The 24,890-nt window shown below is 65.2% G+C and carries 14 protein-coding genes; 3 read left to right on the top strand and 11 right to left on the bottom strand.

The window, feature by feature from the left end; all coding sequences use genetic code 11:
- Window positions 1-2 precede the first annotated feature (2 nt).
- Both AC1MLZ_RS13760 and AC1MLZ_RS13755 read right to left on the bottom strand, forming a co-directional pair.
- Window positions 3-3,017 (bottom strand): glycosyl hydrolase family 28-related protein, encoded by a 3,015-nt coding sequence (locus AC1MLZ_RS13760; protein WP_480958965.1) that lies wholly within the window; start codon window positions 3,015-3,017, stop codon window positions 3-5.
- A 228-nt stretch (window positions 3,018-3,245) separates the two neighbouring features.
- On the bottom strand, window positions 3,246-3,497 hold the full coding sequence (locus AC1MLZ_RS13755) for a helix-turn-helix domain-containing protein (RefSeq protein ID WP_480958964.1): 252 nt from the start codon (window positions 3,495-3,497) through the stop codon (window positions 3,246-3,248).
- 281 nt (window positions 3,498-3,778) lie between these two features.
- On the opposite strand from AC1MLZ_RS13755, the gene AC1MLZ_RS13750 reads away from it, so the two are divergent.
- The 3 genes from AC1MLZ_RS13750 (at window position 3,779) to AC1MLZ_RS13740 (ending at window position 9,070) form a co-directional block, all read left to right on the top strand.
- On the top strand, window positions 3,779-5,125 hold the full coding sequence (locus AC1MLZ_RS13750) for a GntP family permease (RefSeq protein WP_480958963.1): 1,347 nt from the start codon (window positions 3,779-3,781) through the stop codon (window positions 5,123-5,125).
- Complete coding sequence (locus tag AC1MLZ_RS13745) at window positions 5,115-5,834, top strand: FadR/GntR family transcriptional regulator (RefSeq protein ID WP_480958962.1); 720 nt, start codon at window positions 5,115-5,117, stop codon at window positions 5,832-5,834. Before AC1MLZ_RS13750 ends, AC1MLZ_RS13745 begins: the two co-directional genes overlap by 11 nt.
- Before the next feature lie 167 nt (window positions 5,835-6,001).
- Window positions 6,002-9,070, top strand: a complete 3,069-nt coding sequence (locus tag AC1MLZ_RS13740; protein WP_480961559.1) for a TonB-dependent receptor plug domain-containing protein — start codon at window positions 6,002-6,004, stop codon at window positions 9,068-9,070.
- Between the two features lie 39 nt (window positions 9,071-9,109).
- Here AC1MLZ_RS13740 and AC1MLZ_RS13735 read toward each other — a convergent pair whose 3' ends face one another.
- From AC1MLZ_RS13735 to AC1MLZ_RS13695, 9 genes are all read right to left on the bottom strand, one after another.
- Window positions 9,110-10,156: an SMP-30/gluconolactonase/LRE family protein gene (locus AC1MLZ_RS13735; RefSeq protein ID WP_480958961.1), complete on the bottom strand. Its 1,047-nt coding sequence runs from the start codon at window positions 10,154-10,156 to the stop codon at window positions 9,110-9,112.
- Complete coding sequence (locus AC1MLZ_RS13730; RefSeq protein ID WP_480958960.1) at window positions 10,149-11,648, bottom strand: tryptophan halogenase family protein; 1,500 nt, start codon at window positions 11,646-11,648, stop codon at window positions 10,149-10,151. Before AC1MLZ_RS13730 ends, AC1MLZ_RS13735 begins: the two co-directional genes overlap by 8 nt.
- 1 nt (window position 11,649) lies before the next feature.
- On the bottom strand, window positions 11,650-12,687 hold the full coding sequence (locus AC1MLZ_RS13725) for a cupin-like domain-containing protein (protein WP_480958959.1): 1,038 nt from the start codon (window positions 12,685-12,687) through the stop codon (window positions 11,650-11,652).
- Complete coding sequence (locus AC1MLZ_RS13720) at window positions 12,684-13,418, bottom strand: SapC family protein (RefSeq protein WP_480958958.1); 735 nt, start codon at window positions 13,416-13,418, stop codon at window positions 12,684-12,686. The genes AC1MLZ_RS13725 and AC1MLZ_RS13720 overlap by 4 nt, the downstream gene beginning before the upstream one ends.
- A 431-nt stretch (window positions 13,419-13,849) precedes the next feature.
- Complete coding sequence (locus AC1MLZ_RS13715; protein WP_480958957.1) at window positions 13,850-17,059, bottom strand: TonB-dependent receptor; 3,210 nt, start codon at window positions 17,057-17,059, stop codon at window positions 13,850-13,852.
- 368 nt (window positions 17,060-17,427) lie between these two features.
- Entirely contained in the window at window positions 17,428-20,436 is a 3,009-nt protein-coding gene (locus tag AC1MLZ_RS13710) for a TonB-dependent receptor (protein WP_480958956.1), read from the bottom strand.
- 118 nt (window positions 20,437-20,554) lie between these two features.
- Window positions 20,555-22,189 (bottom strand): GH35 family beta-galactosidase, encoded by a 1,635-nt coding sequence (locus tag AC1MLZ_RS13705; RefSeq protein WP_480958955.1) that lies wholly within the window; start codon window positions 22,187-22,189, stop codon window positions 20,555-20,557.
- Between the two features lie 8 nt (window positions 22,190-22,197).
- A complete protein-coding gene (gene uxaC, locus AC1MLZ_RS13700; protein ID WP_480958954.1) occupies window positions 22,198-23,610 on the bottom strand; it encodes a glucuronate isomerase in 1,413 nt (470 codons plus the stop codon).
- Window positions 23,607-24,887, bottom strand: coding sequence for an MFS transporter (locus AC1MLZ_RS13695; protein ID WP_480958953.1), 1,281 nt, complete (start codon window positions 24,885-24,887; stop codon window positions 23,607-23,609). The genes uxaC and AC1MLZ_RS13695 overlap by 4 nt, the downstream gene beginning before the upstream one ends.
- Window positions 24,888-24,890: the final 3 nt, after the last annotated feature.

Here is a 24,890-nt window from a genome sequence, read left to right as displayed (position 1 = left end):
CCTCAGATCCCCGTCGCGTACAAGGTGTGGTGCGTGAGGATGTAGAGCGTGCGGTGATCGGTGCCGCCGATCACGAGCTGCAACGGGCGTTCGGGCACGTCGATGCGGCGGGCGAGCGTGCCGTCCGCCGCGTAGACGAACACCTGCCCATTAGCCACGTAGAGGTTGCCCGCGGCATCGCGCGCCACGCTCTCGCCGCCGCGATCGGCCACGATCTTCAGGTCGGTCACCCGGCCATTATCGCCGACCAGCCCACTATAGGTGCGGTTTTCCGACGCGTTGGTCAGGACGACGCGTTCGCCCGGCGCGGCGGTGACGAAGCCATTCGCATCAAGCGTATCCGACCAGCGCCAGCCCTGATGATCGTCGGCTCCCTGGTTCCAGACGCGGAACGCCGGCAGCACCAGCGACCCGTCGGGCGAGACATAGTCCTGCGCCTTCGCCTCGCCCATCTTGCCGGTGAAGAAGTCCGCCAGGGGCGGATATTGGTATGTCACGGGATCGATCCGGTCGGCGAACTCGCCATTTGCCCAGACGTTGACGGGAAGCACGGTCGCCGCACCGCGCCGCGCCCTGGCCGGCGTCGGGGCGATCGTCTTGATCTCGGCAGGATTGGCCGGATCGATGCTGAAGACCGTGCCGTCACGCCCGGCGGACGAGAGGACGAGCAGACCGCCCGACCGATCGACCGCGAGGTTCACCGCGTCGACGGGGGCGTCCGCGACGATCGACAGGCCTTCGGATTTCGACCAGCCGTGAATGCGCTGGAACTGGCGATCGATGAAGTACAGCTTGCCCTTCGCGTCGACCGCGCCGCCGGCGATCGAATAGAATCCGTCCGCGAGTTTCTCGACGCCGGGCGATGCCGGTATCGGGGTTCGGACTGCCGTCGCGGATGCTGCCGGCACGTCGAGCTTGGCGAACTCGAGCTCGCGGACCTCCTGGCCTCCCGTCATATCCTTGATGGCGTTTTCGAACGGGAACTTGCTCGCGCGCAGATACGTGCCGCAGCCCTTGGTATCGCAGCTCGCAAACCCGCTTTCGGCGTTCACATGGACGTTGCGGAAACGGATATCGCCCGAGTTGTAGAGCTTTACCGCGGCGTCCATCGGCTTGATCGAGCGCGTCACGCGGTAGCCGTGGTAATTGGCGAACAGGATGTTGCGCGAATTGCGGATCTCGGTCGAGATGGCATTGACGCCGTCGCGGACCTCCTGCTCGGTCTGCGGCGCGAGGAACTCCCAATTCTCGACATTATCGAGGACGATTTCTGCTCGATAATGGTGTTCGGCCGACAGTTCGTAGACGTGGCCGGGGGTCTTGGTGTTCGAGACGTAGAAGCCGGCCGACGCCAAGGTGTTCGGCGACCAGAGCGCCGCGAACGTGCCGCCGCCGCCGTCGGTGACCCAGATGCTCGGATATTGGCCATCGAAGCGCGCGCGGGGATCGCCGAAGCCGATCGGGCTACCCTTGGTGAGCACGGTGCCGCCGCCGCCCTGGATCTTGACGTCGTTGACCATCGACGCTTCGCCGGCCTTCCACAGAAGCGCGGTAGCGCGGGGATTTACGCCGCCGGTCCACAGGCCGAGCCCCGAGACGATCGCGTTGCCGCCCTTCGCGCTCTGCAACAATGCCTTGGCGCCGCCGACGCCCATATAGGCAGGCGTCTCGTCGGGGAGGTAGAGATGCGTGAGGCTGGGGTGCAGTGAGATCAGGACGCTGTCGGGACGTAGCTTGATCGTATCGGTGACACGGTAGCGGCCGACCGGGAGGTACAGCACGCGGTGCGTGTCGATCGCGCGCTGCAATGCCGCGGTGTCATCGGTCGTGTCGTCGCCCTTCACGCCGAGGTCATGGACGTTCGCCCATTCGCGGACCGGCGGCATCGCGCGGATCGCCGGCGTGCGTCGTGCCGGCAGGCGCGACAACGGCGCCATCGCGATGTCGGTCGCATACTTGCCGATGGTGCCTAGGCCGGCCAGCTTCAAACCATAGGAGAAATCGCTGACCCGGTAGCTTGGCCCCGCCCCTGCCACGGTCTTGCCGCTGTCGCGGAAGCGGACGAAGGTCGGGGTGTTCGACGCCACCGCATTGTCGAAGCCGATCTGCGTGAACACGCTGTTTTCCGCCGACACGATCACGCCCGCCTGCGACACGTTCTCGAACCGGACGTCCTTGCCCCAGAGCGAGTCGGAATAGCCGCGGTCGATCTCGATCCCGACCGGCGTGTCGCGGATCGCCACGTTGACGAGCGTCAGGTCGACCTCGTGCTCGCGGATGGCGGCGTCGCGCTGGCCCTGGAACTCGGAGTCGATCAGCGTGAACTGCCACGCGGGCGAGGTCTTTTCCGACATGATGCCGTAGCGACCGCCGAAGAAGCGTAGATTCTCGAACTCGTTGCCGGCCTGGTAGACGCCGGCGAGGCCTGAGCCGATGTGGAAATCGACGTGGCGCAGATAGCCGTGCTGCGCGACGCGGAAGCGCACCGCGACCGCGCCGGCATTGCCCTCGCCGATCCGGAAATCGACGTTCGACAGCGCGGAATAGAAGGTGCTGGACGTCGCATCGAAGATCGCGGGGTCGAACGGCACGCTGGTGCGCGGCGGCACGGGGGCCTTGCCGACGCGGTACTGGTCCTCGCCGGTGAAGCTGACCATTGCCGCGACGCCCGATGCGTAGCCGGCGCTGTTGTCGCCGAGCACGATCTCGGGACGGGTTGGGCCGACGCCGAAGATGCGGACGGCCGAGCGGACGAAGATCGTCCGGCTGATCCGGTAGCGCCCCGAGGGCAGGAATACGACGCCGCCATGGCCGCCGGCTGCTGCCGTATCGATCGCCTGCTGAAGCGCGACGCTGTCGTCCGCGCGACCGTCGCCGACGCCCTTGACGGTGATCGCGCGGGGATCGTCGGGCTGATTGAGATAGACCGAGACCGACTTGGCGGGAGTAGCGGGTTTCGCGAACGCCGGCGCGGCGATCAGTAGCGCCGTCCCGCAGAGCAGCCATTTCGCAACCATCGTCCATCTCCCGTTATCAGGACAATAGTCCTACCGTTCGTGAGGGCCTGCTTCATCTGCGACGAAGGTCGTATCTTTGGGGGCCTTAGTATCCTCCCCCGCAAGGGGGAGGTGGCTGGCGCTTGCCAGACGGAGGGGGAGGTAAGAGCAACCGACGTTATCGCGCCCTCCCCCTCCGACGCTTCGCGCCACCTCCCCCTTGCGGGGGAGGATCGAAAAGGGGGGGCGTCAGATCGCCAGCGATTGCGCGAGGATCGCCGCCTGCGTGCGGTTGCGGACGTTGAGCTTGCGCATCAGCGCGGTCATGTGGACCTTCACCGTGGCTTCGGCGATGCCGAGGTCGAACGCGATCTGCTTGTTGAGCAGCCCCGAATGGACGCCGCGAAGCACCCGCATCTGAGTCGGCGTCAGCGCGGCGCGGGTCGTAGTGGTCGGTGCAACGGCCGCAGCTTGGCGCGTCTCGGGTCCAGTCCCTTCCATGGTCATCCTCCTGTGCTTCGGCCATTTTTGCCGTGGATCATCACCGCGACTTATGGTTCGAGCTGTTGATCCAGCGATCCGGTTGTGCGGATTCGGTTGGACAGGTTCCAAGTATGGGCCGTAGCTTTACGGGCAATCAAGCCTTTTCTGTTGGCAGATCGAAAAGACCTGTCGTACAGATATTCGATTACACCAGCAGGCGAAGGCGCCGCTGGACCGACAGGAGGGGCGTTGATGCCGAGAGCACTGGATCGTTCCGGACAGCCGCGAGCCGCACGCCGATGATCGGTAACGACATGCGGCTGGTGATCGCGGCGCTGGCGGGGATCCTTCTCGCCGTGCTGATGATCGTCCGTGGCCGGCTACACCCCTTTATCGGCCTGTTGTGCGGCGCGTTCACCGTCGGGCTGCTCGCCGGACTGCCGCTGCCCGACGTCGCAAAGGCGGTGCAGAAGGGCGTCGGCGACATCATCGGCGGGACCGGGCTGGTCGTCGCGCTCGGCCTGTCGCTCGGCGCGATGCTGCACCTCTCGGGGGCCGCGGCGTCGCTGGCCAAAGGTGCGTTGCAGCTTACCGGCGTGCGCGCCGCACCCTGGGCCACATTGGGCATCGCGATCGTTGTCGGATTGCCGCTGTTCTTCGAGACCGGGCTCGTCCTGCTGCTGCCGATCGTCGTCGCGGCGGCGGAGGAGATGACGGGCAAGGACGGCGCCGCGCGCGACGCCGCCAAGTTGCGCCTCATCATGCCGGCGCTGGCCGGGCTGGGCGTGGTGCATGCGCTCGTCCCGCCGCATCCGGGGCCCTTGCTCGCCGTCGAGGCGCTCGGCGCCAATCTCGGCCTGACGATGTTCTACGGCATCCTGATCGCGATCCCGACCGCGATCATCGCCGGACCGTTGCTGGCGATGGTGACGACGCGCGGCGTGCGACTCGCGTCGCCGATCGTAACCGACACCGGCCTCTCCATCGCGCCGCCGCAGCGGATGCTGTCGCTGCTGATCGTGCTGCTCCCCGTGCTGATGATCGCGACCGGCGAACTGGGCCAGATGGTACCGGGGATGAAGGGCGCGGCCTGGCTGGTGGCGGCGAGCAATCCGGTGATCGCGCTGCTGCTGACCAACCTCCTCGCGCTGCCGCTGCTGTTCGGGCGACGACTGCGCGAGGCGGCGATCCAGGATGCGGTGTGGCATGAGACGATGGGCGCGGCGGGCGCGATCCTGCTCGCGATCGGTGCGGGCGGCGCGTTGAAGCAGGTGCTGGTGACCGCAGGCCTGTCCGATCTGCTCGCGCGGACCGTGCTGATGTACGCGATCTCGCCGTTGCTGCTCGGTTGGCTGGTGGCGGTGGCGATCCGCCTCGCCGCCGGCTCCGCAACGGTCGCGACGATCACCGCAGTCGGGATCATGCCCGGCGTGGTCGCGAGTTCGGGCGTGTCGCCGGAACTGGTCGTGCTCGCGATCGGCGCCGGGTCGGTCTTCTTCAGCCACGTCAACGATCCGGGCTTCTGGCTGGTGAAGAGCTATGTCGGCACGAGCACGGCCGACACGTTCCGGACCTGGTCGTTGCTCGAAACCGCCATATCGGTGGTCGGCCTCGCACTGGTCATGGCGCTCAGCTATGTCGTCTGACCCGGTGCAAGACGGCCTGGAGAAAGCGGCCGCGAACGAGGGCCGGCTGGCGGATCGTGCCTATGCGGGCATCGTCCAGATCATCATCGACGAGCGGCTCGCGATCGGCGATCGCCTCCCGTCGGAATTGCGGCTCGCCGCGACGTTCGGCATGTCGCGGACGATCGTGCGCGAAGCGCTCGCGCGGCTGGCGTCCGACGGCATCACGCAGGCGCGACTCGGCGCGGGATCGTTCGTCAAGCGGCGCCCGTCCGAACGACTCGGATCGCACATGCCGATGGACGCGCTGGCGACGACGCTGGGCACGTACGAGGTCCGCTTCGTCCTGGAAGCCGAGGCCGCCCGGCTGGCGGCGCAGCGGCGGTCGAATCATCAGCTCGATGCGATCGAAAAGGCGCTCGAGGCGTTGCGCGCCGCGCTGCTGTCCAACGCGCCCGCGCATGACGAGGACTGGGTGCTGCACCGCGCGATCGCCGAGGCGACCTCCAATGCTGCGTTCCTGCCGGTCTTCGATCATCTGCAGGAACAGGTGATGCAGATCCTGCGCGCCGGAGTCGAGATTTCGCGGTCACGCGCGCCCGAGGTCATCAAGGCGATGATGGAGGAGCACGACGCGATCGTAGAGGCGATCCGCGCGCAGGACGCGGACGGCGCCGCACTGGCGATGCGCTGGCACCTGTCGCAGGGGCGCAAACGCCTGATGCCGTGACCCGGCGATATCGGTATCGCTCGCCGGACGAGCATGGCGCGCCGCCCCCCGACTGCGACCATGGTCGTAGATGATACGCCCCCCGGCTTACGGTAAAGAACGTCTAGGAACGACACGTCGCCAAGCCGGACACACGGTACGCGTACGTGCAATTAGGGGATGGAATGATGCACAGGCACGCGCGCGATCGGCAATTCGTCGGGAGTTTCCGTGGTACCGCTACCAGCTTGGCCGTACTCGCGACCGCGTTGCTCTGTACCCCTGCATTTGCCCAGACCACCTCTCCGGCTTCGACCGAGACGGACGTGCCTGCCTCGACCCGGTCCGCCGACCCGGCCGCACCCGACCAGCTTCTCGCGCCGCAGGCTGCCGCCCGAGCCGAAGAGCAGTCGACCACCTCGAACGACATCGTCGTCACCGGCTCGCGCATCACGTCGAGCGGTTTCAACGCGCCGACGCCCACGACCGTGATCGGCGAGGACCAGATCCTCAAGAACGCGCAACCCAATATCTTCAACGCGATCGCGCAGTTGCCGTCGCTGCAGGGCTCGACCGGCGCCTCCACCGGCACGTTCAGCACGTCGAGCGGCACGCAGGGGCTCAGTTCCTTCTCGCTGCGTGGCCTCGGCCCCATCCGTACGCTGACCCTGCTTGACGGCCAGCGCGTCGTCGGCGCGAACGTCTCGGGCGTGCCCGACATCAGCATGTTCCCGCAGTTGCTGGTCAAGCGCGTGGACGTCGTGACCGGTGGCGCATCCGCCTCCTACGGCTCGGACGCGGTCGGCGGTGTGGTCAACTTCATCACCGACACGCGCTTCAAGGGCTTCAAGGCGAACATCCAGGGCGGCATCACTAATTATGGCGACGACAAACAGGGACTGGTCCAGGCCGCGTTCGGCACCGCGCTGTTCGGCGATCGCCTGCACCTGATCGTCAGCGGCGAATATGACGACGAAGACGGCGTCGGCCCGGGCGATTTCGGCACCGACCTCGCCAAGGGTCGCGACTGGTACCGCGCCACCACGCTCCTCAACACCGGACAGACGAACAACGGCCTGCCGCAGTTCAACTATCGCGACTATGCCCAGCCCTATCAATATGCGCGCTACGGCCTGATCAACAACGGACCGTTGCAGGGCATTGCGTTCGATCAGAGCGGCGCGCCGTATAACTTCAATTATGGCTCGAACGGTCGTCCGACCGGCACCGGCGGTGTCACCAACTGCTTCCCCGCCAACAGCTTCTGCGTCGGTGGCGACCTGTCGGGCGCACCGGGCTCGGGTGCGTCGCTGAAATCCTCGCTGGAACGGCTCAATGGGTTCGGGCGGATCGGCTTCGATTTCGCCGAGAACAACGAGGCCTACGTCACCGTCAACATCGCGCAGGTGAAGACCAGCAACCAGCCGAGCCCAGGGTATGGCCGCCCGAACCTGACCGTGCAATGCGCCAACCCGTTTCTGCCACAGCTGGTGCGGGATCGCTGCGCGACGGCGATCAATCCCGCCACCGGCACCCCCGGAATCACGCAGTTCGGCTTTGGTACTAGCAACGGCAACTTCCCCGATCCGCTGGTCCAGACGGACCGTCGCCAATACCGCTTCGTCGGCGGGTTGAAGGGCAAGTTCGAGATCGGCAGCACGCCCTGGACCTACGACGCCTATTACGAACACGGCATCACGCTGGCGGCGATCGACGTCGAGAATACCGTGCTTCAGAACCGCTACGTCGCCGCGACCAACGCGATCACGCTGAACGGGGCGATCGTCTGCGCCGATCCGGTCGCGCGCGCCGCCGGATGTCAGCCGATCAACATCTTCGGCGGCGCGGTGCCGTCGGCATCGGCGCTCGCCTATGTCACGCCCGCCAATGGGCCGCTCCAGCGCACCAAGCTGACGCAGGACGTCGCCAGCCTCAACTTCTCGGGAGAGCCGCTCAACCTGTGGGCCGGGCCGCTATCCGTCGCGTTCGGTGGCGAATATCGTCGTGAATTCTACCGAGTCCACGGTGACCCCTACGGCGCAGGCGTCGCCGACGTCAGCCCCAACAGCACCGCCTATCCCGCCGATCCACTGTTGAATTCCGCGGTGGGCAGCAACTGGGCAGCGGGCAACTACAAGAACGGCCGCGGCAAATACGAGGTGTACGAAGGCTTTCTCGAGCTCAACCTGCCCTTGTTCAACAGCGAGGCGATCGGCCGCGCCAACCTCAACGGCGCGGGCCGCGTGACGCATTACAGCACGTCGGGCACGGTCTGGGCCTGGAAGGCCGGCGGTACCTGGGATACGCCGCTGGACGGCATCCGGTTGCGCGCCGTCACGTCGCGCGACGTCCGTGCGCCGAACCTGTCCGAACTGTTCGCCGCACCGACCGTCACCACGCTGCCGAACTTTACCAATCCCTTTTCCGGTAGCGGCGTGCAGGCGTTCCAGAACACCGTCGGCAACCCCGATCTGAAGCCGGAAATCGCGCGCAATACCGAGGTCGGTATCGTCCTGTCGCATCCCTCATGGGCGCCGGGCCTCGGCCTGTCGTTCGACTACTACAAGATCAAGCTGGACGGCGTGGTCTCGACGCTGTCGCCCGACCAGATCGTCCGATTCTGCTTCGAGGGCAACCAGGCGTTCTGCGGCGGCTTCGTGCTGAACAGTCCGACCCAGGGCGGCAATTTCATCAACGTCCAGCCGTTCAATCTGGCGTCGTGGAAGACCAGCGGGTTCGACATCGAGGCGAGCTATCAATGGAAGAAGCCGCTGGGCATTCCCGGCAACTTCACGCTCCGCATCCTCGGCACGCATGTGAAGGAATTCCTCGTCGACGCCGGGATCGCCAACGTCGACGTGGTCGACCAGGCCGGGGCCAACAACGGCAACACGCCGGACTGGAAATGGTTGGCAACGCAAAGCTACGACAACGACGTCTTCAGCATCAACCTGCAGGAGCGCTGGTTCTCGGACGGGGTGTTCGGCAACCAATATGTCGTCTGCACCACCGGTTGCCCGCTCTCGACCGCCAACCACCCGACCATCGACTACAACAAGATGAAGGGCGCATTCTACGTCGACCTCGGGGGATCGGTGAACGTGACCAAGCAGGTCAGCATGTTCTTCAAGGTCGACAATCTGTTCGACCATGATCCGGAGCCCGCGCCGCAGACCAACACCGGCCTCGACGTGAATCCGGCGCTGTACGACACGCTTGGCCGTATCTACCGCCTGGGCGTCCGCGCCCGGTTCTGATCGGCCATTCCCCGGCGGCGGCCGCCGCTGCCGGGGCTTTCAGCCTTGCCATCCCGCACGGAGCGGCAGGCGCAGGACGCGGTCGTTGGCCGTCATGTACAGCGCCCGCCCGCGCTCGCCGAACGCACAGTTGGCGATCGGCGCGCCGGTCGAGATCAGCGCGAGCGGCTCCGCATCGGCGGTCATGACCATCATGCCGCCGGGCACCGAACAGATCAGCGTGCCGTCGCGCGCGACCTTCATACCGTCGGGCAACCCTGCCCCACCCCTCGCCTTCATGGCCTTTGCGTCGAGCAATATTCTGGGATTGCGCACGCCTTTCGAATCCAGATCGTAGACGATGATGCGCGGCGTTTCTTCGTCCGATACCGAGACGTAGAGATGCCGCTCGTCCGGCGACAAGGCGATACCGTTCGGCCGCGTCAGGTCGCCAGCCAGCAGTTCGACCGCGCCGCCGGGCTTCCAGCGGTACACGCCGTTCACCGCCAGCTCCTTCAGCGGCGAGGCATCGCCGTCGGTCAGGCCATAGGGTGGATCGGTGAAATAGAGCGTGCCGTCGCGCGCGACATGCATGTCGTTGGGACTGTTGAACCGCTTGCCCCGATAGCGATCGATCAGCACCTCGCGTCGGCGCGTGACGAGATCGACGCGATCGATCGACCGTCCGCCACTGTTCGCGATCAGCAGCTTGCCCGTTCGGTCGAGCGCGAGGCCATTCGCGCCAGGCTCGCGGATACGCTTGGGATCGGTCCGGCCAGCGCCGGATGGATCGAGGAACGGTACGGCGACTTCGCCCTTGCGCCACCGCCGGACGATGTTCGCGGGAGGATCGGAGAACAGCAGATATTGCCCCGCCTCGACCCACACCGGCCCCTCTGCCCAGCGGATGCCTGTGGCGATCCTCTCGATCCGCGTGCCCGGCGCGACCATCCGATCGAACGCTGGCGATAGGCGCTGGATACGGGGCTCGGCGGGCATGTCCGCGAGCCCCGCGCCGAATGCCGGCGCGGCCACCATCGCCAGCGCGCCGAACAGCATGTCGCGGCGACCGGGCCGGAACGCCTCGCGTGCGCGGTCCTCAAGCATCGGCTGGGCAATAGGTGCGCAGGAAATCCTGATGCGTCGGCAGGACCGCGACCTGTCTGGCGATATTCGTCTTCATGTCGCCCATCACCTGGCGCAACCGCGGCTCGCCCATGATCTGGCCCATGCGGTGATGCCGGCGCGGCGTCAGTCGCTGGCCGGTCATCACCTGCGCCCAGGAATCGATGCGGAAAATCTCTTCGCCGTCCTGATATGCCATGCCGCTTTCGGCAAACAGCGCGATACGGTCGCGCAGGGTTTCGGGGATCTCCATCGTCCGGCACTCGTCCCAGAACGCGGTGTCGTCGCGTTCGGTCAGCGCATAATGGAGGACGATGAAGTCGCGGATCCGTTCGATGTCGTTCGCGGCCTGCGCGTTGTAGCGCTTGGCGGTCGCCGCATGGTTGCCGGCGAACGGAAACACCTGGAGCAGCCGCGTGATACCAATCATCGCGAGGTGGATCGCGGTCGATTCCAACGGCTCGACGAAGCCGCCCGCGAGCCCGAGCGCAACGCAATTGCCGCGCCAGACGTCCTGACGGCGGCCGGGCTGGAAGCGGATCAGCCGCGGATCGAACAGGACTTCGCCGTCGACCTCGGCGAGCAATTGCGCATGCGCCTCGTCCGCGGAAAGGTGGCGGCTGTCGTAGACGAGTCCGTTGCCGACGCGGTGCTGGAGCGGGATCTGCCAGCGCCACCCTGCACCATGCGCGATCGCGCGCGTGTACGGCACCGCCGGCCCGGCCGAGCGCGTCTGCGTGACGACGGCGCTGTCGGTCGGCAGCCAATGCCGCCAATTCTCGAACGGCGACCCCAGCGTCTGGCCGATCAGCAGCGCGCGAAACCCGGTGCAGTCGATGAACAGATCGCCCTCGATCCGCTCGCCCGAACGCAGCACGAGCGCTGCGATATCGCCGCTTTCACCGTCCTGTTCGACACGGTCGATGAACCCTTCGGTGCGGCGTGCGCCTGCCCCCTCGGCAACCGTGCGCAGGTGGCGCGCGTAGCGGCCAGCGTCGAGGTGATAGGCGTAGCTCAGTTCGGGTCCGTTGCCGCCCGTCGCGAACCGCCCGGCCTGCGCCGCCTGGAGTTCGAGGCAATAGTCGCCGAGGTCCCCGCCAAAACCGCCTTCGCGCGCCTGCAGCCAGAAATGGTGGAAGGCGCCCATCCAGGTCGACTGGCCGGTTTCGCCGAACGCGTGGATGTAGCGATCGCCGATCCGCGCCCAGTTCTCGAACGCGATGCCGAGTTTGAAGGTGGCACCGGTCTCGGCCATGAACCGCTGCTCGTCGATCCCGATCAGCCGGTGGAACGCACGCGCCGTCGGGATGGTGGACTCGCCGACGCCGATCGTGCCGATTTCCTCGGATTCGACCAGGACGACGTCGATCAGCGCGCCGAGTTGCTGCGCGAAGGCAGCGGCGGCCAGCCAGCCGGTCGTGCCGCCACCGGCGATCACGACGCGGGTCCGCTTCGGTGTGTCCGTCATGGCCATCCTATCTGTTAAGACGCTGCAGGACTTGCGCCCGCAGTCGTCGCGCGGCGGTGTCGTCCAGCGGCGCAAGCGGACCGCGGGCATGCGGCGGCAGGTGTTCGCCGGCGCGTTCGGCGGGGCCGAAGACGTAATAGTCGAACAGCGCGCGCCACGCCCGCTTCTCGCCCTCGGGACGATCGCGCAGGCTCAGCAGCGCGTGCAGCATCGTCGTCATCGGCGTGTCGACGAACGCGGGCACGTCGTTCCACCAATAGTTGATCATGACGTTGAATTCGTCGAGCGCCTCGACCCGGTGCCACCACAAGGCGGGGTAGACGAGGATGTCGCCCGGATCGAGTTCGGCAATTTGCGCCATTTTCAGCGCATCGCGAAAGCCGGGATGGCGGTCGTAATCGGGATCGACGAAATCGACCATGCTGACGACCTGCCCGCCGGGGGTCGGTTCGAGTGGGCCCGGATAGAGGTTCGCGACCTGATCGGGGGGGAACAGCGTGAAACGACGCCGGCCGACCAACGGGCAGGCGACGTTGTTCGACATGTCCCAGTGCGCGGCCGCGGTCGTACGGTTGCCGAACCAGAGGCTGGCGAGCGGCGTGCCGGAACCGGGCAGATCGCCCTCGGCCACGACGGGGTTCTCGGCGTGCAAACCCGGGAAGAATGTGTCGACGTCGGTCGAGCCGAGGTACACCGATGGCGCCTCGTCTCCGGCACTGCCCGCGCGGATCCGGTCGAGGTAATCGGCCAGCGGCGCGCGGCTCGCCGCGTAATTCATGCCCGTGACGTCTTCGTTGTAGAAAAAGCGCCCCGCTATCCGAGGCTCGCCGACGAAGCCGACGACCGGACGGCCCGCATCGAAGCGCAACAGATACGCCATCGCTGCACCCGCACCCTTCCGCCCGGCCTCGACCAGCGGCAAATCGGTCGCCACCGCCTTCAGCACGACCGGTTCGCCAGCCTCGATCAGCGAGCCGAAGCCGATCTCACGGCGTTTCGCGCCCTCGATCGTGCGAACAGCCGGCAAGGTATCGGGGTAAGTCACCGCGCCGCGAGCCGGCTGGTCTTGAGCTCGATGAGGCGCGAGACGGTTCCCAGCGACGTGATCGCGAAGAAGGCGAGTTGGAGAAATCCGGGTGCGTGGAGGCGCGCCAGGGCTTCGCCATCGAGCGCGGCAAGCCGTTCGGCCGAGATCGTGTAGAGATCGTCGAGCGTGTATTTGTTCGTCTCGTCGAGGAATATCTCGAGCGCGACGGGCTCTATCAGGCCTTCGACCTGGAATGCGTCGAACATCGGATCGTTTGCGATCACCCCGTCATGGATGCGTCCGAGCACGTCCGATACGGCATCGAGATACGGACTGTTGCCGCCATGCGGCAGGAAGACCATTTGCCCCGGAACGCCGTCGCCGCGCACGGTGATACGGGGTGAATCCATGTCGACGTGCACCATCGGCTCGGCTTCGCTGCCGTCCTCGGCGCGGGTCAGACCGATCGAGAAGGGCCCACGCTGATGAAGCGCCGGGACATAGCGCGCGTGCCACACGCCATCGCCGAGAAACAAATTCTCGTCACGATCCAGCCCGACGAGTGCGACCGACTGGAACCGCCCCTCTTCCGAGCGTCGGAACAGGATCGGGTATTCGCGTTGCAGATCCTGCCATTCGGTCGGGAAGACCAGCACCTGGTTCACGGCGTCGCCGAATTCGGGTCCGTGGCCCGTCGCGACCCTCAGATCCTGATGATCGACGTTATTCAGAAGGACAATATTCGTCACGATGCGCCTCTCGTAAACCATGGTCCTGATACCCGCGACATCATGCAGAGCGCGGTTGCGGCACGCAATCCGGCGCGGGCCGCTGTGCGCTTCGTAGACCTCAAGTCGTTTGCTTGTGCGCGCATTCAGGGCCTTGTCCATGAGCCTTGTAGGTTCGTGAGGTCGCGAGAGTAACGAGCCACCACTGTTCCAAAAGCGCCTCCCAATTGGGCTCCGGCCTTCCCTGGGTGGTGGAGATGTCTCAAGGCAGTGCATGTTCCCAAGACGTATCGAGTCCCGCACCGCGTGGCTAGGAAAGTCATATCGCCGTATCGTTGGCCGGCTCCGTGCGATACCGATCGGGCAGTGCCGCACGGTGGTATCCCGGGGAGCGATGCCCCCCTCCCCGGCTTGGGAGGGGAACATCGTCGCCCGCCGAACCCCACGTCCGTTCAGAAGCGGAAGCGACCGCCCAATAGGAAGCGGCGGCGCAGTTCCTGTCCGAACCAGAGCTCGTTCTGGTCGCGCGCATAGGTCCGGAGCTTCTGCTCGGTCAGGTTGATGCCTTCGATCGACACCGCGAAGCGCGGCGTGATGTCGTAGCTGATGTTCGCATCCAGCTGCCCGAACGGCTTGGTGAACTCCGGATTGCGCGAGTCCTGGCGGTTGATGCCCGACAGGAACTTGTCGCGCCAGTTATACGCGAGCCGGGCGGACAGTCCGTATTTATCGAAGATCAGCGTCGCGTTGAACGTATCCGACAGGCCCAGCAGAGCGAACTGGTTCTCCGACGGGAGCCCGCCGATGTTGAACCCGACATCGCCCCGCACCAGCGTATAGGCGGCACTAACGCCGAAACCGGTCGATCCGAAGAAATGCTGGCCTGCGACTTCGAAGCCGTAGATTTCCGCATCCTTGTTGTTGACCGGCCTGGTGAGCTGGAACTGATACAGAACGTCCGTCCCGTTCGCGATCACGTCACGGCTGTTGTTGATCTGCGTGACGAAATCGTTGTTCAGCGAGCCGGTGGCGCCATTATAGTTCGCCTGGAACACCGTGGTGGCCGCGCCGATCGAGCCGGTCTGGTCCAGCAACGCCGTCAGCACGAACAGGTTCACGTCGCTCTGATCGGCACCAAGCGCCTGCAACGCCGCCCTGGCCTGTCCCGATCGCGTTCCCGGCGCGCCCGAGCTCGGATCACGCAGTCCGAACAGTTCGGTGGTGAACTGGCCGTTGCCGATGAAGTTGCGCACCCGCTTGTCGAATACACCGAACGAGACGTAGCTGTCCGGTTTGTAATACCACTCGAGCGAGGCATCGAGATTGTCCGATTCGAGCGGGATCAACCGCGCATTTCCCGTCGTGCCGCTCGGGATACCGCCATTGGCGACCGGTCGCGATGGCCCGTTGGCGCTGGTCGAGGTGAACAAATTGCCATATTCCGGCCGCGCGATCGTCTTGCTGAACGACAGGCGCCCGATCAGATTGGTCTTCAACTCGACCTGGAAATCCATCGAGGGCAGGAAATTATTGTAGGATCCGCCGTCCGTCAGGAAGCTGCTCTGGTTCGAGATGGTGAGGGTATAGTCGTTGTCCGAAACCCAGTTGATCGCAGCAGGCACGGCGACGAGCGATCGCGACGTGGACTTCGTGTGTTCGTAGCGCACGCCGGCCACGAGCGTCGCGGGTAACGGCCCGAGTTCACCCTTCCATGTAACCTGGCCATACGCCGACCAAATCTTCTCGCGGACCCGATTGTCTTCGGTGGCGGTGGTACCGACGAGATTGCCGGCCTTGCTGTAGAACGGCGACAGAACCGAGTAGATGGACGCTGCATCACCGCGGAATGCCGTCTGCGATTCCGGATCGCTGCCGGGATCGTAATGCTTGAATTTGCAGACGAGGCAGAACGCCTGAAGCGCGCCCGGCGCGAGCCGTTCCACGTCGCCGGGGTTGGTGATACCCCAGTCTCCGAGAACCTGCTGCGTCGTGGTTCGCGTCTGATGCATGTTGGTGTTGCGGAGGTTGCCGCCAAAATCGAAGCGACTGCCGCCCCCGAGATCCCAGCCGAAATCGCCGCGCAGTTCCTTCACGCGCTGATCCTGCGCAGACGCATACGTGCGGCCGATCTGCGAACCCACCTGAGCAACCGTAAGCGGGCCGGACAGGGTGATATCCTGCACCGGGATACCACCTGAATAATCCACCGAATGCGAGGAAACGACGTTGGCCGCCATGCCAACCAGAGTCGAGCTGTTGCCGTTGGGGTTGTCTGGCCGGCTCGACGCCTTGCTATAATGGCCATCGAGATTGAACGTGAAGTTGTCGGTGATCTCCCACTTGCCGTTCAGGCCGAAATCCTGAATCCGGCTTTTCTGACCGCGGTTCTGCGCCTCGAAGCCTTCGTCCTTCACGCCGTTGATCGTTTCATGCAGATACGTCGCGGTGGCGACCGTCGGATTGGCGTCGAACCGAACCTCGTCGAACGGCCGGCTGAACCAGTTGGACAGATCCGAGCGGACTTCCTTCTGCGTGTTCTGCGCGAACAGAGCGTCGGCAGTCAGGGTCAGCGTTTCGATCGGCTTGAACTGGACCACCGCCTGGCCGTTGATGCGCTCGCGGCTGCCTTCCGCATAGTGATAGCGGCTGTCGTTAGGGATCGCGACGAGCTGGTTCGGGTCGCTCGGCCCGCCAGTGATCTTCGTGCTGCCATCCGATTTGACGAACCCTCCGGACAGGAAGGTGCTGTACGGCATGATGTTCCAATTGTTGGACGTCGCCGCGATCGAGGTAAAATTGCGCTTCTGGTAGCTGCCGAACAGCGACACGCCGAACCGGTCGGTGGGATCGGCCCAGCTGAGTACGCCTGAAAGCTCCGGGGTGACCTTCGATCCGCAATCCAGGCAACCATTGGTGCTGGTGTCGTACACGCCCTTCGCGCCGATGCTGCCGGTCAGGCCGCCCTTGCCGTCGAGCGGACGGCGTGTGACCACGTTAATGGTCGCGCCGATGCCGCCGGTCGGCACGGACGCGCGGCCGGTCTTGTAGACCTCGAGCGTGCGGACGCCTTCGGAGGCGAGGTTCGAGAAGTCGAACGACCGGCTCGCACCCTGCGCGCCATCGGAATTCTGATCGCCGCCGACGACCTGCACGTTAGCGGTCGCGAGCTGGCGGCCGTTCAAGGTTACCAGATTGTAGCTCGGGCCGAAGCCGCGGACGGTGACGAGCGCGCCTTCGCCATTGGTACGGTTGATCGAGACGCCGGTGATCCGCTGCAGCGACTCGGCGAGGTTGGTATCGGGGAACTTGCCGATATCCTCCGCCGAGATGGCGTCGACGATACCGGTCGAGTTGCGCTTGATCGCGATCGACCGTTCGAGGCTGGCACGGACGCCGGTGACGACGATCTCGTCGCTCGCGGGGGCCTGTGCAGCAAGAGAAGATTCGGACGAGGGCGCGGTCTGCGGCTGGGTCAACTGACCAGCCGCTGCCGCGGGGTCTGCCGTCGTGCCCGGTGCCGTCGTCGGCTGTGCATTCGTGGCGTCGGCGCCGGCCTGCGTCTGAGCTTGTGCAGACGCAACGCCTGATACCGTAAGACAATACGCTACCGCTATGACGGATGCCGAACGCGCGAGCGCCGACGAAAGACTATTAGCCTTCATGATCATCCCCTTTTGATCGCAGTCTTGATGACTGCGGATACCCTCACGCCGATCGTACGCCGGCTGTGCGAGCGCTAACATAGACCTTACCGAGACCGTGGCAAGCATCTTCAACAGGAGATATCTGTCTATTTTCGCTCTCGATCCGATAAGCCTTGGTCCAAAATGGATCAGATCGGCAGTCGATTGATAAGCCGACGAATTGCCCGCAGATTATCAACCATATTCGTGACAAAATGGCATCACCCCACCCTTATCATAGGATAGGCAAGCAACGCAGGCTGCGACGACCGAAGAGATAGGCGATACGTATACAAAAAAGGCCGGCCCTTTCGGACCGACCCTGCAGGTTCCTCGGGAGAGGAGACTTAAAACTTGGCGCGGATGCCGGCGAGGAACTGGCGACCCGGATAATAGACGCTGTAGGCTGCGTTGTCGTAGCCGAAGGTGGTGCGCAGCGGCTCGTTGGTGATGTTAAGCACGTCGAGCGTCAGGCGCACGCGGTTGTCGAAGAACGGCAGCTGATATCCGGCAGAGATATCGAACTGGCCGCGCGCATCGGCTCGCAGCGGCACGGGAATGTTGTTTTGCGGACCGTTTGCGGCGATCGACTCGTCGTTCCAGACATAGTTCAGGCTGAGCGACACGCCGTGGCCTTCGTAGAAGCCCTGCAGGTTGTAGCTCCACGGCGCGATGCCCGAGGCGACAAGCCCGGTATCCGACTTCTGCGTGATCCGCGTGCCGTTCGCCGAGAAGCCGAGCCCGCGAACGAGGAAGTCGAGCGGCTGGACCCAGGTCGCCTCGACGCCCTGAATCTTGAGCTGGTTCAGGTTGACCGGCTGCGTCACGACGATCTGCGCGACGTCGGGACCACCGCGGCCGTTGATCGCCTGCTGCTGCGTCGTGGTCAGCGTGCTGAAGTCCAGGTTCAGAGAGGTGAACGGCACCGTCGACTGGATGTTCGCGGTGAATCCGTCGATGTTCTTGCGGAAGTACGACACGCCGACATAACCGATGCCGCCGGTGTAATATTCGCCGCCAAGGTCGATGTTCTCCGACGTGTAGGGCTTCAGGTTCGGGTTGCCCGCGGTGGCGACCTGCGCGCCCTGATCGGAGAAGGTCAGCCCCGGCAGCAGCGACCCCGCATCGGCGCGCGTCATGCTGATCGACGTGGCAAAACGCAGCTTCAGGCGGTTAGCCACGTCATAGGTCAGGTTGAGCGACGGCAGGACTTTCTCGTAGGACGAGTCCTGGATCACGTCGACGAGACCCGCCGCGACCTGGACCGGGCCGGCGACGCGCTGGTCGGTATGGACGTAGCGGACGCCGGCATTGGCGCGCAGTTCGCGACCGAAGATCTCGCTGACGCCATTGCCCTCCATGTAGAAGCCGAACGTCTTCTCGAGGATGTCGCCGGTCGTGCCGCCGGTCACCGAACCACGCGCTTCGGGCGCGTTGTCGAGGAACGACTGGTAGTTGGTCGCTGCCTGCAACTCCTTCAGCTTGGTCGAGATGATGCTGGTGTAGCCGACATTGCCCTTGGACAGCTTGCCGATATCAGTGACGTTGAGGCGTTGCAGATACTGCGACAATTGCGCGTTGGTGACGCTGCCGGTGGTGCCGTCGCACGTCGCGCCGCACACCGCCGTCTGGTACGCGGTCGAATTGTCGTAGGCGCGGACGTTGCGTAGCGCGCTGTCGTAGGCGCCGCCGAACTTCAGGTTCATGTTCGCATCGCCGAGCGTGACGTCGACATGCGCGCCCTTGGTCTCGGTCTCGCGGCGGACGCTCTGGACGTTTTGGCGATACCACTTCCAGCCGAGGTTCGGATCGCCGAGATCGACGTTAGACGTGATGATCGGCTGCGGATTGTTGCTGTCGGTATTGTCGTAGAACGCGTTGATGCCGGTTTCGCGCGGAGTCTGGATCAGGAAGCTCGGCTGTTCGCGGTAGAACGTGCTCTTGCCGTAATTGACCTGCGCCTCGACCTTGAACGTGTCGCTGGGTGCCCAGGTGACGCTCGGGTTCACATTGTAGAATTCGGTGGTCTGGCGGAAGATGCTCTCTTCTAGAAAGAACACCGAGTTCGCAAACGTACCGCTGGTGACGACGTTGTTCGCATCGACAGTCAGGTTGATCGGCACCATGCCGCCGGTCGACGTCGGATCGGTGCCGGGGCCCGAATTGCGGACGTACCAGTTCATGTTCGACTTGACGTAATCGCGCTTCGACTTGGCGTAGATCCCGTCGAACGCGAAGCTCAGCGTGTCGGTCGGGCGAAACTCGAGTGCGAGCAATGCCGAATACCGCGAGCGGGTCCCCTGCGTCACGTTGTTGCGGCCGAGACGCGGGATCAGTGCGCTGCGGATCTGCGTATCGGTCAGCCCCGAAGTCGCCCCGAGATTGACGGGTGCGCCCGGCGTCAAGCCGAAGCCGGTGTTGCGCGGCACGACCGGCGCATAGGCAAAGCCGTTGCCGCCCACGTCGCCGACGCCCGGCCGCCCCGTCGGGACGTTGCCGTCGGTGTAGCCGACCGTCTCGAAGCCATCTACGCGCGTCTTCTGGTCGACGCCCTGAAGGCCGATCAGGATGCCGAACTTGTCCCAGGTCTTGCTGGCGACGATCGCGCCACGCGGGCCGAAGCGATTGTTGGTGTCGTTATACTGGCCCTGCCCGACGACCGTCAGGTGCGTCCCCGGATTGTCGAACGGCCGTGCGTTGCGCAGGTTGACCGTACCGGCGATTCCGCCTTCCAGCGTCGACGCGACGGGCGACTTCAGCACGTCGAGGCGCGTGAACAGTTCGGACGGGAAGAAATCGAGATCGACCTCGCGGTTACCGCCGCCGGTGCCATTGGTGCCGCCGTCCGACGCGATCGCGATCTGCGTGTTGTTGAGCAACACCTTGGAGAAGCTCGGGCCGAGACCGCGAATCGCGACCTGGACGCCTTCGCCGGTGATGTCGCGGTTCAGGCGCACGCCGGGAATGCGGTTGAGCGTCTCGGCGAGATTGGTCGCCGGCAGCTTGCCGATGTCCTCGGCGAAGATCGAATCGCCGAATGCGACGGCGTTGCGCTTGGCGTTGGTCGCGCTCTGGAGACTGCCGCGGATGCCGGTGACGATGATCTCGTCGGTCGCACCGAGACCGTTATCGGCGGCGGTGGCGCTCTGTCCGGTGGCATCGGCTGGCGACGGAGCGGCTTGCGTGGTCGTACCGGTGATGCCCTGCTGGTCGGGGGTTGCCGGTGCGGTCGTGCTGGTGGCTGTATCGGGCTGCGCGACCTGTGCGGCGACAGGCGCCGCGACGATCAAGATGTTACCGGCAGCCGCGGCCAGCAATGCGGCGCGGACATGGTGACGGCGTGCGTTGAAGTTCATGGGATATCCCCTCCGTGTGATGTTCCCGCTTCGATGTCGGGATACGTTAAATGTTGCGCTATTTATGATAGCGCTATCATATTATGAGTAATTGTTGGACCGATCGCTGTCAATAGTTTCAGCGGTAGCGGTAAAGTTTGACTCGCTGAATCTGCCAGTCGCCGACCGGCAGGCTGATGTGCCGGCCCTGATGCGTCTGATCGCCGTTGAGCAGCCGACCAGCCACCCAGCGTCCCGATGCGTCGAAACGACCCTCGTGCGCGCTGTCGATACCGGCAAGCCCGGGTCCGTCGCCGATCGGCTTGAAGGTGACGGTGATGCCCTGCCCCGCCACGAGAAACTCTTCCGGTCCGGTTTGGATGATCATCCCGCCATAGCTCGCCATGTCGGGTTTCGCGACCGGTCGCTGGATATCGGCATAGGCGATCGTGAACCGGTATCCGCCGATATCGCGCGTCTGCGGTTCGTAGATCACGGTCTCGTCATACAGCACGCGCGGCTTGAAGCCGGCCATCCGGTTCGAGCCTTGCGCGGCAAGGATATCTGGCGAAAGCTGCGCGATCACGCCATAGGCCTTGGCCAGATCGCCCGGCGCATCGTCGGCGGAGTCGATCGAGAACGGGCCGAAGCCGATCGCGTCATGCTCGCCATACGCATAGAACGCATTGGCCGGGACCGCCGCATTGTCCGCGTTGTTGGCTTCGGGGATGAACAGCGGGTTGTCCGGGCGCTTGTAGCGGCCGACCAGATCGACATAGTTCGGGAAATAGATGTCGGGCGCTAGGAAATCGATCGTCGGCGCACCGGCCTTCCACACGTCGATCAGATGCGGCAACGGGCCGCCGCTCGGATATTCGCCGGGCGCGCGACCGGGGCGGTTGAGCGCGACATTGACGTACATCGGCATCGGATACGCCGCCTTGCCCGCTGCGGTCAGCTGATCGGCGAAGCGCGCATAATGCCAGGCGGTGAACACCTCCGCGCCCGCATCGCCCGCGCCGAACAGGTCCTCCCATGAACCTTGCGTCTTCGCGCCGCGCTCGACCCACATCGCTCGCATCTCGGGGACCAGGTCTGCCTTATGTTGCGTCAGATACCGGATGAGTTCGGTCGGCACGGGCTGGCGGTACGCGGCTTCGGCAAGCGGAGCGTAATCGCGCGCGACCGGCAGCATACCGATCTCGTTCTCGACCTGCATCATCACAACGGTGTTCTGCGTCGAGTCGACGGCCTTCAGATGCGCCATCAGCGCAGCATAAGCGCGCTGGTCCGCCTGCAGCGTCTCGGGCGCGAACGCCGAGAGGATATCGACGCCCTGCCCGTTGGGCCCCTGCGCGCGCGGAAACCGCGTCTGGTCCCGCTTTACCCAGGCCGGCACATAGGTCGACATCGAGTTCTTCCACGCGCCGAACCAGAGGATGACCAGCTTCAGGTCGGCGGCGCGCGCATCGCGCAACATTGCGTCGACCGAGGTCCAGTCGAACTGGCCTTCGCGCGGCTCGATCAGTTCCCATGCGACCGGCGCGAGCACCGTGTTCAGGTGCATCGCGCGCAGTTTCTTCCAGTGCGGTGCCATGTACGCCCCGCTGGACGCCGCGGAATTGCTCAGCTCGCCACCGATTATCAGCATCGGCTTGCCACCGACGATAAGCTGCGTCGCGCTGCCCTGTTTGCGCAACGAGGGGGCGTCGGCAAGCGCCGGGGTCGCGACCGAGAGCGCGGTCAGCGCGAGCATCGAAGTGCGCAATGTCATCATGTGTCTCACAGCTTGTAGGCGTCCTTGACGAGGCCATAGGCGAGCGCGCCGGCGACCTCATGCGCTTCATCCTCTTCGAGCCGGTGTTCGGCGACCAGCTTGGCGAGGAACGCGCAGTCCATCCGGCGCGCGACGTCGTGCCGCGCGGGGATCGACAGGAAGGCGCGCGTGTCGTCGTTGAAGCCGACCGTGTTGTAGAAACCGGCGGTCTCGGTCGCGCGTTCGCGGAAGCGGCGCATGCCCTCCGGGCTGTCGTGGAACCACCAGGGCGGGCCGAGCCGCAACGACGGGTAATGCCCGGCGAGCGGGGCGAGTTCGCGGGAGTAGGTGTCTTCGTCGAGCGTGAAGAGGATCAGCGTCAGCCGGGGATCGTTGCCGAACCGGTCCAGCAACGGTTTCAGCGCACGGACGAATTCGCCGGGCAGCGGGATGTCGCCGCCCTTGTCGCGGCCGAAGCGCGCGAGCACCAACGCGTTGTGGCTGCGCGAGACGGCGGGGTGAAGCTGCATCACCATGCCGTCGTCCACCGACATCGCCGCCATCTCGGTCAACATCTGCGCGCGGAAGAGTTCGGCCTCCGCTGCCGTCGGCTGGGCCATGACGCGGGCGTAGAGTGCCTCGGCTTTGGCTGGCGTCAGATCCGCAGTCGCCGCCGACGGATGGCCGTGATCGGTCGAGGTCGCACCGGCCGCGCGGAAGCGTGCGCGGTGGAAACGATGCGCGGCGAGATAGCCCGCATAGCTGCCGACATCCACGTTCGCGGTCTCGCCGAAGCGGCGGACGTTGGCGGCGAAGCCGGGCGTATCGGGATCGACGACAGGGTCGGGGCGATAAGCGGTGACGACGCGGCCGTTCCAGTCGCTTGCGCGGATCGCGGCGTGATGTTCCAGCGGGTCGAGCGGGCTCTCGGTGGTCGCGATCAGTTCGATCCCGAACCGGTCGAACAGCGCGCGGGGGCGGAAGGCGGGCGTCTTCAGCGCGGCGTCGATCGTGTCGTAATACAGGTCCGCGGTCGCGGGCTCGAGGCGGACGTCGATCCCGAACGCCTCGGCAAACACCCAGTCGAGCCACATCCGCGACGGTGTCCCGCGGAACAGATGATAGTGGCCTGCGAAAATGCGCCAGATCTTCCGCGGGTCGCTTTCGGTCGCACTGCCGTCCACGGTCGGCACGCCGAGTGCGTCGAGCGATACCCCCTGGCTGTAGAGCATGCGGAACACATAATGGTCAGGGACGATCAGCAGCGAGGCGGGATCGCTGAACGCCTCGTTCCGCGCGAACCATGCCGGATCGGTATGACCGTGCGGGCTGACGATCGGCAGATCCTTCACGCCTGCATGCAACGCGCGGGCGATGTCGCGGGTGCGCGGCTCGTCCGGGAACAGGCGGTCGGGATGGAGGCGCAAAGGCTTAGTCATAACAGGCGTTCCGGAGGCACTTGCGCATAGCGCGGCACGATGAGGTGGATGACGGCGAGCGCGACGAGATAGGCACAGGCTGCGACGATGAAGATCGGCTGGTAGCTGCCGACGGTCTCGAGGATGGAGCCCGCGAACTTCGCCATCAGCATGCCGCCGACCGCACCCGACAGTCCGCCGAGGCCGACGACCGAGCCCGTCGCCCAGCGCGGCAACAGGTCGCCCGGCAACGCGTAGAGGTTGGCCGAGAATCCCTGGTGCCCGGCGCAGGCGAGGCCGATCATCAACACCGCCCACCACATGTTCGGCACCTGCGTTGCAAACGCGATCGGCACCGCACACAGCGCGCAGACGAACATCGCAGTCTTACGCGCCCGGTTGACGCTCTGCCCGCGCCCGATCAGTCGCGACGAGAACCAGCCCCCGGCAACCGAACCGACGTCGGCGAGCAAATACACCGCGATCAGCGGCGGGCCGAATGCGAGCATCGTGATGCCGTATTGCTTGTTGAAGAAATCGGGCAGCCAGAACAGGAAGGTCCACCACACCGGATCGATCAGGAACCGGCCGAGCATGTACGCCCAGGTCTGGCGCTGGCGCAGCAAAATCTTCCACGCGACCGGCCGGCCGGGCTCGACCGGCTCGCTCTCGATATAGGCGAGTTCCTCCGGCGTGACGCGAGGGTGCTCACGCGGGCGGCGATAGAAGCCGAGCCACGCGACCAGCCAGACCACCGTCAGCAGCCCGGTCAGGATGAACGCCCAGCGCCAGCCCATCGTCACGGCGATGATCGGCACCACCAGCGGCGTCAGGATGGCGCCGACGTTCGACCCTGCGTTGAAGATGCCGATCGCCAGCGCGCGCTCGCGCCGGGGAAACCATTCGTTGGTCGCCGCGATCGCCGCCGGGAACGTCCCCGCCTCCCCCAGCGCGAGCGGAATCCGCGCGAGGATCATGCCGCCAGTCGACGTGAAGAAGACGTGCGCGACATGGCCGAGCGTCCACAACGTCACGGCCAGCGCATAGCCGACGCGCGCGCCTACCCGGTCGATCAGCCGGCCGAACACGACGTAGCTGAGCCCGTAGGCCGCCTGGAACCAGATGGCGAGATCGGCATAGCCCGTCTCACTCCAGCCGTAGCGGACCTGCAGATCGGGCTTGAGCGTCGGCAGGACGAGCCGGTCGATATAGCTCAGCACCACCGCCGCAAACAGCAGCGCGCAGACGATCCAGCGGACACGGCCGCGCGGCTTGGCGATCACGTGAGCGGGTGTCATGTC

This window comes from Sphingomonas sp. PEI4 (assembly GCF_056679955.1).
This window is presented reverse-complemented; position numbering and strand designations above follow the sequence as displayed.

What these genes read in the sequence shown, in the direction of transcription:
- AC1MLZ_RS13760 (WP_480958965.1), bottom strand. Translation starts at nt 3,017, where the DNA reads ATGGTTGCGAAATGGCTGCTCTGCGGGACGGCGCTACTGATCGCCGCG.
- AC1MLZ_RS13755 (WP_480958964.1), bottom strand. Translation starts at nt 3,497, where the DNA reads ATGGAAGGGACTGGACCCGAGACGCGCCAAGCTGCGGCCGTTGCACCG.
- AC1MLZ_RS13750 (WP_480958963.1), top strand. Translation starts at nt 3,779, where the DNA reads ATGATCGGTAACGACATGCGGCTGGTGATCGCGGCGCTGGCGGGGATC.
- AC1MLZ_RS13745 (WP_480958962.1), top strand. Translation starts at nt 5,115, where the DNA reads ATGTCGTCTGACCCGGTGCAAGACGGCCTGGAGAAAGCGGCCGCGAAC.
- AC1MLZ_RS13740 (WP_480961559.1), top strand. Translation starts at nt 6,002, where the DNA reads ATGCACAGGCACGCGCGCGATCGGCAATTCGTCGGGAGTTTCCGTGGT.
- AC1MLZ_RS13735 (WP_480958961.1), bottom strand. Translation starts at nt 10,156, where the DNA reads ATGCTTGAGGACCGCGCACGCGAGGCGTTCCGGCCCGGTCGCCGCGAC.
- AC1MLZ_RS13730 (WP_480958960.1), bottom strand. Translation starts at nt 11,648, where the DNA reads ATGGCCATGACGGACACACCGAAGCGGACCCGCGTCGTGATCGCCGGT.
- AC1MLZ_RS13715 (WP_480958957.1), bottom strand. Translation starts at nt 17,059, where the DNA reads ATGAAGGCTAATAGTCTTTCGTCGGCGCTCGCGCGTTCGGCATCCGTC.
- AC1MLZ_RS13710 (WP_480958956.1), bottom strand. Translation starts at nt 20,436, where the DNA reads ATGAACTTCAACGCACGCCGTCACCATGTCCGCGCCGCATTGCTGGCC.
- AC1MLZ_RS13705 (WP_480958955.1), bottom strand. Translation starts at nt 22,189, where the DNA reads ATGACATTGCGCACTTCGATGCTCGCGCTGACCGCGCTCTCGGTCGCG.
- uxaC (WP_480958954.1), bottom strand. Translation starts at nt 23,610, where the DNA reads ATGACTAAGCCTTTGCGCCTCCATCCCGACCGCCTGTTCCCGGACGAG.
- AC1MLZ_RS13695 (WP_480958953.1), bottom strand. Translation starts at nt 24,887, where the DNA reads ATGACACCCGCTCACGTGATCGCCAAGCCGCGCGGCCGTGTCCGCTGG.